This is a genomic window from Nonomuraea sp. NPDC051941, from assembly GCF_044593615.1.
In genome coordinates, this window is the sequence record NZ_JBIUCF010000069.1 from 1 (window position 1) to 13,069 (window position 13,069).

The 13,069-nt window shown below is 68.7% G+C and carries 8 protein-coding genes; 4 read left to right on the forward strand and 4 right to left on the reverse strand.

What is annotated here, in order from left to right:
* Together ACIHFD_RS60670 and ACIHFD_RS60675 are read left to right on the forward strand one after the other, a co-directional pair.
* Positions 1–834: alkaline phosphatase family protein (locus ACIHFD_RS60670; protein WP_397374709.1), on the forward strand; the 834-nt coding region annotated here is incomplete at its 5' end.
* A gap of 56 nt (positions 835–890) precedes the next feature.
* Entirely contained in the window at positions 891–1,823 is a 933-nt protein-coding gene (locus ACIHFD_RS60675) for an aminoglycoside phosphotransferase family protein (RefSeq protein WP_397374710.1), read from the forward strand.
* Between the two features lie 82 nt (positions 1,824–1,905).
* On the opposite strand, the gene ACIHFD_RS60680 is transcribed toward ACIHFD_RS60675, so the two are convergent.
* From ACIHFD_RS60680 to ACIHFD_RS60690, 3 genes are read right to left on the reverse strand one after another with little or no spacing between them, the layout of a single operon-like run.
* Complete coding sequence (locus tag ACIHFD_RS60680) at positions 1,906–3,591, reverse strand: ThuA domain-containing protein (protein ID WP_397374712.1); 1,686 nt, start codon at positions 3,589–3,591, stop codon at positions 1,906–1,908.
* 11 nt (positions 3,592–3,602) lie between these two features.
* Positions 3,603–6,422, reverse strand: coding sequence for a carbohydrate-binding protein (locus tag ACIHFD_RS60685; RefSeq protein ID WP_397374713.1), 2,820 nt, complete (start codon positions 6,420–6,422; stop codon positions 3,603–3,605).
* Between the two features lie 60 nt (positions 6,423–6,482).
* Positions 6,483–8,867 (reverse strand): RICIN domain-containing protein, encoded by a 2,385-nt coding sequence (locus ACIHFD_RS60690; protein ID WP_397374715.1) that lies wholly within the window; start codon positions 8,865–8,867, stop codon positions 6,483–6,485.
* 337 nt (positions 8,868–9,204) lie between these two features.
* On the opposite strand from ACIHFD_RS60690, the gene ACIHFD_RS60695 reads away from it, so the two are divergent.
* On the forward strand, positions 9,205–9,942 hold the full coding sequence (locus ACIHFD_RS60695) for a FadR/GntR family transcriptional regulator (protein WP_397374716.1): 738 nt from the start codon (positions 9,205–9,207) through the stop codon (positions 9,940–9,942).
* A 286-nt stretch (positions 9,943–10,228) separates the two neighbouring features.
* Positions 10,229–11,731, forward strand: a complete 1,503-nt coding sequence (locus tag ACIHFD_RS60700; RefSeq protein ID WP_397374717.1) for an arabinofuranosidase catalytic domain-containing protein — start codon at positions 10,229–10,231, stop codon at positions 11,729–11,731.
* 173 nt (positions 11,732–11,904) lie between these two features.
* Here ACIHFD_RS60700 and ACIHFD_RS60705 read toward each other — a convergent pair whose 3' ends face one another.
* Positions 11,905–13,068 carry a mandelate racemase/muconate lactonizing enzyme family protein gene (locus tag ACIHFD_RS60705; protein ID WP_397374718.1) on the reverse strand — a complete coding sequence of 388 codons (1,164 nt, stop codon included), beginning with the start codon at positions 13,066–13,068 and terminating at the stop codon, positions 11,905–11,907.
* Between the last annotated feature and the right edge of the window lies 1 nt (position 13,069).

A 13,069-nucleotide genomic window follows, 5' to 3' on the forward strand; every position in this document is an offset into this window, starting at 1 on the left:
GCGGCCCGCCACATCCTGACCCGCGAACGCCCCGACCTGCTACTGGTCTACATCCCGCACCTCGACTACGACCTGCAACGGTACGGCCCCGCCGGGCCCGAGGCGATCGCCGCGGCCCGCGCCGTCGACGCCGCTCTGGCTCCGCTGCTGGCCGAGGAGGCCGAGGTGGTCGTGCTGTCGGAGTACGGCATCACCTCGGCGTCCCGCCCGATCGACGTCAACCGGGCGTTGCGCGCCGCCGGGCTCCTGGAGGTCCACACCCAGGCCGGGATGGAATACCTCGACCCGTGGACATCCCGCGCCTTCGCCGTCGCCGACCACCAGATAGCCCACGTCTACGTCCGCGACCCCGCCGACCTCGACCGCACCCGCACCATCATCACCGAACTCACCGGCGTGGACGAAGTACTCGACCACGCAGGAAAGACCAAGTACGGGCTCGACCACGAACGCGCCGGCGAACTCGTCGCCATCGCGGAACCCGACGCCTGGTTCACCTACTACTACTGGCTCTCCGACGACCGCGCCCCCGACTTCGCCAGGCTCGTAGACATCCACCGCAAACCCGGCTACGACCCCGCCGAACTGTTCATGAACCCAAATGACCCCTTCGTCAAGCTCCGCGCCGCCACCGCCCTGGCCAAGAAGAAACTGGGCTTCCGCTACACGATGCCGGTGGTACCACTCGACCCGGCACCGGTCCGGGGCAGCCACGGCCGCCTGCCCGACAGCCCCGACGACGGCCCACTGCTCATCGGCCCCTTCGACCGCGACCGCTACGACGCGACCGAGGTCAAGGAACTCCTGACCGGCCTGGCCCGGCGAAGCCGCTGACCGCGCACCTCGAAAATGCCTGGTAGGGCCGGTACAGCTACTGATGTAATGCGCGGATGGAGATCTCGCTGAAAGCCGGGGAGTCCCGCGTCGCCGATCCGTGGCCCGGATACTTCGCCGAGCGCGGACACCCAGGAGCCCGCCGTCTCGGCGCCGGCGTCGAGGGCGTCGTCTACAGGCTGGGCGACGGCCAGGTCGCCAAGGTGTGGACCGGCCGGCCGCCGACCGAACTCACCCGCCAGGTGTACGCGGACATCGCGCGACACCGGCTGCCATTCGCCACCCCGGAGATCCTCCAGGTCCAGGAGCACGAGGGTGTCGTGGTGACGTACGAGCGTGAGCTGCCGGGCGTCCCGATGCGAGGCGACTTTGGGCACAAGCTGCCCGCTCATCACGGGGACGCGCTGCTCACCGTCCTGCGCGGCCTCGCCTCGGTGCCGGGTACCGATGCCATGCGCCGGCTCACCGTCCAGGGCGACGACCGTCCGCTGTGGCAGGGGCACGACCGTTTCCAGGACGCGCTCGCGGCCCTGGTCGTTCGAGCCGCGGCCCGGCACGGCTCCGCGCTGGCTGTGCACGTGCCGGACTTCAGCGCGGGGGTCGAGCGCACGCTGGACGCCCTCCGGTCGCTTCCCGATGCTCCGGTCACAGCGATCCACGGTGACCTCGTGCCGCCCAACATCCACACCGACGCCGCCGGCCGGCCCGTCGCCGTCCTGGACTTCGGCTTCTACACGACCGCGGGCGATCCGGCCTTCGAGGCGGCCGTCACCGCGGCCGTCTGGGACATGTACGGCCCGTACGCCGAGGAGCACACCGCGGAACTCACCCGGTTCTTCGTGCGAGAACTCGGCTACGCGCCCGCTGCCCTCACCGCCTACCAGGCCGTATACGCCCTCACCACCTACGATCTGTTCGGCATGGGCGACGAGGACGGGCACTTCCGGTGGTGTGCCGAACAGCTGCGCCACAACACCGTGTTCTCGTGACCACGGCCACTCGTTGATCGCCGCGCCCCTGTGGCTCGCGCGGCCCCCGAGCAGGGCCGCGCGAGGGTGTGGACGGTTGGCCTCAGACGCGGGTCCAGCGCTGGTTGGTTCCTCCGGTGCAGGTCCAGATGCGCATCTTGGTGCCGTTGGCGGTGCCGTTGACGTCCAGGCACTTGTTCGCCCCCACCGCCGTGATCGTGCCGTCGGCGTTGAGGCGCCACTTCTGGTTGTTCTGCCCGTTGCAGTCCCAGATGATCACCGAGGCACCGTCCGCCGTCCCGGCCCCGCTCACATCCAGACACTTACCGCCATAAACCCGCAGCTCACCCGCAGCGGTCGACGTCCACTGCTGGTTCGACTGCCCGTTGCAGTCCCAGATCTGCGCCTGCGCGCCATTGGCCTGCGAGGCCCCGCTGACATCCAGGCACCGCCCCGACCCCACACCCTTGAACGCGCCCGTACTGCCCGGTGTGCTGGTCAGTTCCTTGACGCGGATGTTGCGGAACGACACCACGTCGCCGGACCCGTGGTTCTGGATGCCGACGTAGCCCTGCTGGAGCGAGCGGACCGGATCGGTGTTGGTGAAATCATTGATCTTGGTGCCGTTCAGGAACACCTGCAGCCGCTCACCCTCCACCAGCAGCTCATAAGTGTTCCACTGACCCGGCGGGTTCAGCGCCGCGTCGCGGGCGGCGATGTCGGCGGCCTTGAACCCGTAGATCGCCCCGGTCGTCTTGTCCGGAGTGTCGGTCGCGTCGATCTGCACCTCATATCCGGTGTTGAGCGCCGCGTCGGGGTCGCTGGTGGCCGGGAATCCGACGATCACGCCGGAGTTGGAGTCGCCGGTCATCTTCCAGTCGAGCTTGACGGAGTAGGAGCGGAACTCCTTGGCGTTGTACCACAGCATGCCCATGCCGCCCTGGGAGGTCAGCGTGGCGTCGCTGTTGGCGAAGGACCCCGGCCCGGCCTGCGACCAGCCCGTCGTCGAGCCGTTGTACAACGTCGTGTACCCGGTCTCCGGGCGGCAGTCGGCGTTGGTGGCCTTGGCCGCGTATCGGATTCCGCCGAGCAGCAACGTGCGGAAGTTCGGATCGGCGTACGACTCCTTGGTGTGGCCCAGGCCGGTGTAGAACGCGCGGCCGGAGGACTGGGGGTGGCACCAGGTGATCGGGTGATCGCCCATGCCGCCGCCGCTGTAGCTGCCCTCGTCCAGGCTCTGCAGCACCCGGACGTTCGGCCGGGGGTTGGTGCGGTAGTTGTACCACTCGTCGGTACGTGACCAGGTCGCCCCCAGGTGGGCGGTCGCGGCGTGCGCCCGGTCCTCGTTCCGCACGGTGGCCTGCTGGATGGCCGGGTGGTTGTTGAACCAGGCTCCCATCAACTGCCCGTAGTAGGCCCAGTTGTACTCAGTGTCCGCGGCCGAATGCACCCCCACGTAACCGCCCCCGCCGTCCACGTATGTCTGGAAGGCGGCCTGCTGGTTGTCGTTCAGCACGTCACCGGTGGTGCTGAGGAACACCACCGCCTTGTACTGGGCCAGGTTGGCCGTGCTGAAGGCGTTCGCGTCCTCGGTGGCGTCGACGGCGAAGTCGTTGGCGGCCCCCAGGTCGCGGATGGCCTGGATCCCGTTGGGGATCGAGTCGTGCCGGAACGCGGCCGTCTTGGAGAACACCAGCACCTTGAAGGCGGCGGCCTGGGCGGGGATAGCGGGGATCATCGTCGCGGCGGCGGTGATCGCCGCCACCGTCACTGACAGGCGTCGCAGCATGGGGTGTCCTTTCAGACGCGGGTCCAGCGCTGGTTGGTTCCTCCGGTGCAGGTCCAGATGCGCATCTTCGTGCCGTTGGCGGTGCCGTTGACGTCCAGGCACTTGTTCGCCCCCACCGCCGTGATCGTGCCGTCGGCGTTGAGGCGCCACTTCTGGTTGTTCTGCCCGTTGCAGTCCCAGATGATCACCGAGGCACCGTCCGCCGTCCCGGCCCCGCTCACATCCAGACACTTACCGCCATAAACCCGCAGCTCACCCGCAGCGGTCGACGTCCACTGCTGGTTCGACTGCCCGTTGCAGTCCCAGATCTGCGCCTGCGCGCCGTTGGCCTGCGAGGCTCCGCTGACATCCAGGCACCGGCCCGACCCCGCACCCTTGAACGCACTCGTGCTCCCCGAGGGCGGGGTGCCGGTGTCGAGAGTGAAGGCGTCCACGTCGAACAGGTAGCCCTGTCCGGTCGGGCCGCGGAAGACCAGATAGAGCGTCGTGGTGCCGGCCGGCGCGCCGCTGAGGTTCGCCGAGACGTCGGCGAAGGTGTCCCAGCTGCCGGTGCTCGCCACGTTCACCGTTCCCAGCAGTGTGCCCGTCGCCGAGCCCGCGCGCACCTCGATCCGGCCGCCCGCGCCGGCCGAGGAGACCCGCGCGGTGATCCTCGTCGCGTTGCCCAGGTTGTACGGCTGGAAGGAGATCCAGTCGCCGTCGTCGGTGAAGCCGACCGTCTTGCCGCCTTCCGCGGTGGCGTGGTCGGCCGTCTGGATGCCCTGCTGGGCGCCGAAGTGCTCGGCCTGCCGGTGCCGCGGCTGGAGCGTACGGTCGCTGGTGGAGGTCAGACCGCCCTTGTCGGTGTAGGAGGCCTCGAAGACGCCGTAGATGTTGGCCGCGGTGTCATGCTCACCGTCGGCCGGAACTGAGATCGAGCCCGAGCAGCCGGTCTGGGACGTGATCTTGTGGCGGTGGCTGTCGTGGCCGAGGAGGTAGGCGACGGTGACCCCGGCGCAGTCGATCGTGCCGTCCTCCGGGTCGGTGACGGTGACCTGGAAGGGCACGGTGTCGCCGAAGGAGAACAGCTGCCCGTCGGCAGGGGTGGTGAGGGTGACCGTCGGCGCGGTGTTGCCGACGTTCACGATCACGCTCGCCGTGCCGGTGAGACCCTGCGGGTCCCGGACCGTGAGCGTCGCCGTGTAGGCGCCGTTCGTGGTGTAGGTCTTGCTCGGATTCGCCGCCGTGGAGGTGGTGCCGTCGCCGAAGTTCCACGAGTACGTCAGCGCGCCGCCCTCCGGGTCGGAGCTGCCCGCCGAGGAGAAGTTCACCGTCAGCGGAGCGGGTCCCGACGTCTTGTCGGCGGACGCCTTGGCGATCGGGTTGCGGTTGGCACTGCCGATGTACTCGATGCGATACAGCGCCTGGTTGTTGTTGCCGTCGCCGTAGTCGAGGACGTACAGGGCCCCGTCAGGCCCGAAGGCCATGTCCATCACCTGCGTCCCCGTCCAGGGGAACGCCGAGATCTCCCCGTAGGCGCCGTCCGCCTTGACCTCGATCGCCTTGATCCAGCGCCGGCCGTACTCGCCGGCGAAATACCGCCCGTCGAGCGACTGGGGGAACTTGACGGCCGAGTTCAGGTTGGGGTCGTAACGGTAGACCGGACCGCCCATCGGCGACTCCGACCCGGAGCCGAACTCCGGCGGGCTTCCGGCGTCCCCCGCGTACCTGATCCACGCCGGCTTCGCCGCAGGCAGCGTGGTCAGGCCGGTGTTACGGAAGGAGTTGTTGGTCGGGCCGCCCGCGCAGTTGTACTTCGGGCCGGTGCTGTTGGTGGCGAAGTTCCATTCGTTGTAGGTCTCGCTCGTGGTGTTCGTGCCCGTGCAGTACGGCCATCCGTAGTTGCCCGGACCGGTGATGCGGTCGAACTCCACCTGCCCGCTCGGCCCCCGGTTGGCGTTGGTCACGCCCGCGTCCGGCCCGTAGTCGCCGAGGTAGACGATGCCGGTCGCCTTGTCCACGCTCATCCGGAACGGGTTGCGGAAGCCCATCGCGTAGATCTCCGGCCGGGTCTTCGCCGTCCCGGGCGGGAACAGGTTGCCGCTGGGAATCGTGTAGGTGCCGTCGGGCTGCGGCTTGATGCGCAGGAGCTTGCCGCGCAGGTCGTTGGTGTTGCCGGCCGAGCGCTGGGCGTCGAACTGCGGGTTGCGGTCGGTCCGCTCGTCCAGCGGGGAGTAGCCGCTCGACTCGAAGGGGTTGCTGTCGTCGCCGGTGGTCAGATAGAGGTTTCCGGCGGCGTCGAAGTCGAGGTCACCGCCCACGTGACAGCACTGGCCGCGGTCGTTCTGGACCCGCAGGACCACCTTCTCGCTGGCCAGGTCGAGAGTGTCGTCCGGCTTGAGGACGAACCGGGACAGGTGCAGCTCGCCCTTCCACTGGTCGAACTGCGCCTGCGAGCCGTTGGTCGGCGCATCACCGTTCGGCGTGCTCAGCCGCGGCGAGTAGTAGAGCCAGAGGTACCGGTTGGACGCGAAGTCGGGGTCCACCGCCACACCCTGCAGGCCCTCCTCGTCGTGACTGTAGACGTTGAGCCTGCCGGCCACCTTCGTGTTGCCGCTGACATCGGTGACGCGCACCGTGCCGTCGCGCGCCGTGTGCACCACCGACCGGTTCGGCATCACGGCCAGCGACATCGCCTCACCCAGCTCGGCACCTCCCGACGCGAGGGACACCTGCTGGTAGTCGGCCGCCGGGATGGCGAGGGCGTTCGCCGGGGAGGCGTCGAGCGCGAGTGCTCCGGGAGTGATCAGCGCCATCGTGGTCAGCAAGGTGAGCCACGGACGTCGGGACATGAGTGTTCCTCTGCTGTCGAATCGATTCGAGTCAGGGAGGGGGCTCGTCGCCGGACGGTGTCAGGCGCGGGTCCACTTCTGGTTGGTGGCGCCGGTGCAGGTCCAGATCTGCACCTTGGTGCCGTTGGCGGTGCCGTATCCGGACACGTCCAGGCACTTGTTCGCGCCGACCGCCGTGATCGTGCCGTCGGCGTTGAGGCGCCACTTCTGGTTGCCCTGCCCGTTGCAGTCCCAGATGATCACTGCAGTACCGTCCGCCGTCCCGGCCCCGCTCACATCCAGACACTTACCGCCGTAGACCCGCAGCTCACCCGCGGCGGTCGACGTCCACTGCTGGTTCGGCTGCCCGTTGCAGTCCCAGATCTGCGCCTGCGCGCCGTTGGCCTGCGAGGCTCCGCTGACATCCAGGCACCGCCCAGACCCCGCACCCTTGAACGCACTCGTGCTCCCCGAAGGCTGGCCCTGGGGCCCGGCGGACGCCATCACGGCCTGGGCGCCCGCGGGCCAGGCGCCGTTGGTGACGGTGACATTGTTGTTCACCACATTGCCGCGGTCGCCGTTGGTCACGTTGGTGCTGCCGTTGGTCGACCAGTTGCCGGTGACGGTGAAGTTCCCCATGTTCTCGCCGCCCCAGTAGTTGGCGGTGGCCCAGGTGCCGGTGTTCGAGAGCACGTTGCCGGTGACGCTGTAGTACTTGGAGCCCTCGTCGAAGTAGATCCCGAACCAGCCGTTGGTCCGCAGGCAGTGGTTGCCGCTGATCACCGCGTTCGGGTTCCACGACAGCGTGTAGATACAGCCCCCATCGGTCATCTGCTGCATGACGTCATGCACGTAGTTGCCGACGAGCTTGTTGCCGGATGCGGTGGTGGGAGTGGTGTAGCGCGGCTGGTAGTTGTACAGGCCGCGGTTGGCGTAGTTGTTGCTGCCGCCCGGCTCGTTGGCGCCCCAGCCGAACCCGATCGACATGCCGGTGTACGGCAGGTTGTAGACCTCGTTGTGTGACACGTCGGTGTTGGTGACGTAGGTGGTCAGGACCGAGACGATGCCTCGGTAGTCCAGGCCGAGGTCGTGGATGCGGTTGTTGCTGACGGTGATGTTCCGGTTGACCATCCGCTGGTCACTGGGGTGGTGCGCGTCGGCGCGCACGCCGCCCACCACGATGCCGCCCGCCGAGCTCTGGGCGATCTCGGACCGGGTGACCGTGATGTCGCCGGCGCCCAGGCCGACACCGCTGGCGTGCGCGTTGGCGTCGTTGCCGATGCCCACGGCCGTCTGGCCGAGGTTGACGAACCGGGAGTCGGTGAAGGTGATGTTGCCGGCCGCGGACACCTGCACGGCTGCCGGCATCTGCTGCCAGTTCGGCCGCGCGGCCTCGAACTGCTGGCACCCCTCCTGGCAGGAGGTCAGCCTGTCGGCGGGCCAGTTCCAGTTACCCGCGATGTAGGCGCCCGTCTGCTGGTCCGCGTAGCCCTGGTTGCCGCTGGGCCCGAGCCAGGTCGTGCCGGAGAACGTGATCCCGCTGAACGTGATGTGGTGCGCGGGCGCGTCGTAGGTGCCCCCGACGTTCACCAGGGACTGGAGAATCGGGAGCTCGACATTGACGTTGCTCATGTTCTGCCCGGCAGCCGGGATGTAGTACAGGACGCCGGTGCCGGGGTTGATGTACCACTCCCCCGGCGCGTCCAGGAACTCGTAGGCGTTCTCCAGGTACAGCGGACCCGCCCGGTGCGGCTGCGTGAAAGTGTCGTACCCGAAGGTGTTGTTGTTCCAGCCGGGCTGCTGCATCGTGATGAAGTTCCCGCTGATGCCCTGCACCGTCACGTAGCGGTCCGTGAACGAGCCCACGCTCTCCATCTCGACCCGGTTCTGGTTGGCGAGGTTGTTCAGATAGCTCAGGGCGCTGTTGCCGAACCTCAGACCGGTGGTGGTGGCGGTGAAGTCGGACCGGTTCACGGTCGTGCGCGCCCGCGTGGCGACGGCGCCGTTGACGTACAGCTGCCGGGTGTCGATCCCCGCGCCGACGTCGGCGCGCCAGATGTTCTTCCCTGAATCGGCCACGGTCCATCCGGTGACCGCTTTGGCTCCGCTGATGACGGGACGGGCACCCGCCGCGGCCTGCCATTTGACGGCGTAGCCGTTGTTCCCGGAATCGGCGGCGGTCAGCCGGAAGGGCGCGGACAGCCGGTACACCCCGTCGGCCAGTTCGACGACGATGTCCCCGGACATGGCGCCGTTCAGCGAACGCACCGCCGTCTGCGCCGCGGACAGCGAGCACGGCTGGGTGGAGGTGCAGGCGGTGCCGGTGCCGGTGGGTGACGCGTAGAGGGTCGTGGTGGCCGCGAGGGCCGGGGTGGCGGGGGCGACGAGGGCGAACGCCGCGGCCAGCGCCGCGACGATGCCGATCAGGAACGGTCTCAGCGCCGTGACGGGCGAAGATGACTGCACTGTGGTTCCTTTGGGGGGTACGGGTGTGGCCAGGTCACGCCCTGCTGCTCGGGCAGGTGACGCCCTTCTGGGGGTCTTCGCCTCTAATTACGTTGTGAGTGTTGATGTCCGTCAAGACCTTAAGCCCGCTTATTTCACCATTTGCACACCGAGGCTCCGGCCATGGTTAGCCGATTTGCGCCATTTACCAGCATGAATTCCTGCGCCGCGCACACCCGCGCCGATCTGTTTCCTATGAACCGTTCAGATGTGTCGTACTCATGCTCCCAGCGCCTGAGGCCCTGGGAGGGCACCCTCATCAGTCATACTTTGCAGGGAACGGCGAGGAGGAAGCACGGTGACCGACACCCCGCGCGAGAGCGGATACCGGCCGGGCTACGAGGTGGCGGCCGAGCAGGTGCTGGAGTTGATCGTCCGGCTCGGCCTGCGTCCGGGTGACCGCATGCCGACCGAGATCGAGCTGGCCCGGCAACTGGGCACCAGCCGCACGGTGGTACGCGAAGCGGTGAAGCTGCTCTCCGCGCTCGGCCGGGTACGCGCCCAGAAGGGCCGCGGCCTGTACGTGGCCGACGACGAGGGGATGTTCGGCACCGGGCGCTGGGCCTCCTTCTTCCTCCCGACCGACCTCGACCACGTCTACATGCTGTTCGAGTTCCGCCGGGCGCAGGAGATGGAGACCAGCAGGCTCGCCGCCCGCCGCGCCACCCCCGCGGAGCTGAGGGCCATCGAGGAGGCGGCCGGCCTGTGCCGCCACGGCTTCGAGACCGGCCAAGAAGACCTGTTCAACCAGGGCGACGACACCTTTCACACCGCCATCGCCACGGCCTCGCACAACATGTTCCTCCAGGTGGCGGTGCGGGAGGCCCGCAGGCTGCAGGCGCAGTCCAATCTCATTGGGCTGAGCGGCTCGGTGGGCGGGCATGCCGCCAAGGCCGTCGAGGAGCACGACGCCATCTACCGGGCCATCCGCGCCGGTGACCCGGAAGCGGCCGCCCAGGCCGCGGCCACGCACATCGACAACACCCTCGACGACTACCGGAGAGAGATCCAGCAGCGCCTTTTCTCATCCCAGTGATCCGGCGGGCCGAACCGGTTCGCCCCGCCGGCAGTCGACGGACGTGATCAGCCGAGCCTGCGGCGGATGAACGTTTCATCGAGCGCCACCACGAGTGCCGCCGAGCAGGGCCTCCGGCAGGCCGCCGGACAGGACGGAGCCTTGACAGGCGGTCAACCCGTCGTATGTGCTTCGCTGTACACCGCTGCCTCCCCCTCCTGAGTGAACGCACTACGTTGGCGAATCGATTCGCACCGGCCTCCGAGCGCGGCTGTCTCCGTCTCGCCCTACCCCCAAGGAGTACGACATGCAGCCTTCATCCGTTCCCTTATCGGGCTCCCGGGCGGCCGTCGTCGCAGCCGTGGTGGCGGCGCTGGCGATCCTCTTGGCCACCGCCCTGACCTGGTCGGCACCGGCCTCGGCAGCGACCACGCCGCTGGTGGGCGTGGGGTCGGGGCGGTGCCTGGACGTCAGCGGCGCCTCGCAGACGAACGGCGCGCAGGTGCAGATCTGGGACTGCAACAGCCAGCCCGGCCAGCAGTGGGCGTCGACCGCCGCGGGTGAGCTGCGGGTGTACGGCACCAAGTGCCTGGACGTTTACGGCGCCGGCACCGCCGACGGGACCAACGTGATCATCTGGGACTGCAACGGTCAGAACAACCAGAAATGGCGCCTCAACGCCGACGGCACCATCACCGCGGTCGGCGCGAACAAGTGCCTGGACGTCTCCGGGTACGGCACCGCCAACGGCACCAAGGTGCACATCTGGACCTGCCATGGCGGCACCAACCAGAAATGGACCACCGGAGCCGAGCCCACTCCGACGCCCACCCCGCCGCCGCCCGGCGCGCGCCCGTGCGACATCTACGCCTCCGGCGGCACGCCGTGCGTGGCCGCGCACAGCACGACACGGGCGCTCTACGGCTCGTACAACGGCAACCTGTACCAGGTCAGGCGCTCCTCCGACAACACGACGAGGAACATCGCCGTGCTGACCGCGGGCGGTGTCGCCGACGCCGCGGCCCAGGACTCGTTCTGCACCGGCACCACGTGCGTCATGACCGTCGTGTACGACCAGTCCGGGCGGGGCAACGACCTGTGGTACCAGGGATCCAGCGTGGTCCCCGGCTCCCCTCAGAGCAGGCCCGCGATCGCGACCACCGAGTCGCTCACCGTCGGCGGCGGCAAGGCGTACTCGCTCTACATCAACCCCGGCAACAGCTACTGGCGGGACGGCCACCTGACCGGCGTGCCCACCGGCAGCGCACCCGAGGGCATGTACATGGTCACCAGCGGCACCCACGTCAACGGCGGCTGCTGCTTCGACTACGGCAACAGCGAGACGACCAGGAAGGCCGACGCCGCCGGCGCCATGGACGCCATCAACTTCAGCACCCAGTGCTGGTTCGGCGGCTGCCAGGGAAGCGGCCCCTGGGTCCAGGCCGACCTCGAATGGGGGCTCTACCCCGGCGGCAGCCAGTCCTGGAACCCCAACCAGCGGGCCTTCCCCCACAAGTTCGTCACCGCCACGCTGAAGAACAACGGCACCAGCCGATTCGCCATCAAGGGCAGCAACGCGCAGTCCGGCAGCCTGTACACCCTGTACGACGGGCCACTCCCCAACGGCTACAGCCCGATGAAGAAGCAGGGGGCCATCATCCTGGGCAGCGGTGGCGACTGCTGCAAGCCTGACGGCGGCGCCAACCTCAGCGCCGGAACCTTCTACGAAGGAGCCATGGTCGCCGGCTATCCCACCGACGCCACCGAGAACGCCGTCCAGGCCAACATCATCACCGCCGGCTACCGCTGACCCGGTCCCGGGGCAAGACCCTCGGCAAATCGAACGCCGGCCACCCACTCCGCCCAGTGAGGGGAGGCGGTGGCCGGCATCCGGGCTTTCGAGCCCGAGCCCGCGCCCGTGCCTTCGGGGTAGGTGTCGCGCGAGTTCAGCCACCCGGAGCCGCGCCGACGTCGGCCAGGGTGCTAGACCTGATGGAAGCCGCCGTTGACCGCCAGCAGCCGTCGTCCGGCGGGTTCCGGGCGGATGTTGGGGCCCTCGGCGGCCCTGGCGTTCGGCTTGCGGGTGCACGCGTTGATCGCGTGCTCGTCGATCGTGATGCCCAGACCGGGCGCGTCTCCGAGGATGAACGCGCCGTCCTCGACGTACAGGTCGAGTGACAGTCCGAGTGGCGGGTGCAGGTCCTGCAACTCGCTGGCCAGATGGTTCGGCACCGACGTCGCGGCGTGCAGCAGCGCGACCGGCGTGGTCCCGATCGGGCTGACCGGCAGCTCATGAGCGTGCGCCAGAGTGGACACCCGGAGGAAGTGGGACACCCCCCAGACCGCGGCCGTCTGGACGATGTCGACGGCCCCCGCGGCCAGCAGCGGACGGAACTGCTCGAGCCCGGTGAGGTTCTCCCCCGTGGCGACGGAGGCGCGGATCCCGCGGCCGACCACGGCCAGGCCTTCGGCGTCCCACCGCCGGACCGGCTCTTCGATCCACGTGAGATCCAGCGTGCGTTCGAGCTCGCAGACGTGCCGGACCGCCTGCTTGCGGGTCCAGGCCTCGTTCACGTCGAGCATCAGGCCCGGCCGCGATCCGTGCCCGGCCTCGGTCAGGACGTCCCGTACCAGCGTCAGGCGGTGCCGGTCGCGTTCGATGTCGAGGCCACCCTTGATCTTGGCCGCACGCAGACCGTGCTCGGCGTAGACCTGGTAGACGGAGACGAGTTCGTCGTCGGTCAGGCCGATGTCGAGGCCTGAGGCGTAGGCGGGCACCCGCCGGTCGCGTCCACCCAGCAACCGCCAGAGCGGTTCACCGGCCAACTGTGCCTTGATGTCCCACAGGGCGGTGTCGAGTGCGCCGATCGTGCCGAACACGGCGCCGGCGTGGCCCGCCTTGAAGGTCTGCCGCAGCATGCGGTCGTAGAGCGCCGTCACCCCGCGCGGATCCTCGCCCTCGATCGCGGCGAAGACGGCCTCGATCTCCACGTGCGGCCCGAGCCCGATGCCGGTGATCCCCTCGTCGGTGTCCACCATGACGAGCGGCACCGATACCACTCCGTCGGCGAAGACGCCGTTGGCGTCACCGACGGGACGGCCCCATTCCTGGACCGTCGTCGTGGTCCGATACCCCGTGATCCGCATG

Coding starts and splice junctions, on each gene's coding strand:
- ACIHFD_RS60675 (WP_397374710.1), top strand. CDS start 891: ATGGAGATCTCGCTGAAAGCCGGGGAGTCCCGCGTCGCCGATCCGTGG.
- ACIHFD_RS60680 (WP_397374712.1), bottom strand. CDS start 3,591: ATGCTGCGACGCCTGTCAGTGACGGTGGCGGCGATCACCGCCGCCGCG.
- ACIHFD_RS60685 (WP_397374713.1), bottom strand. CDS start 6,422: ATGTCCCGACGTCCGTGGCTCACCTTGCTGACCACGATGGCGCTGATC.
- ACIHFD_RS60700 (WP_397374717.1), top strand. CDS start 10,229: ATGCAGCCTTCATCCGTTCCCTTATCGGGCTCCCGGGCGGCCGTCGTC.
- ACIHFD_RS60705 (WP_397374718.1), bottom strand. CDS start 13,068: ATGCGGATCACGGGGTATCGGACCACGACGACGGTCCAGGAATGGGGC.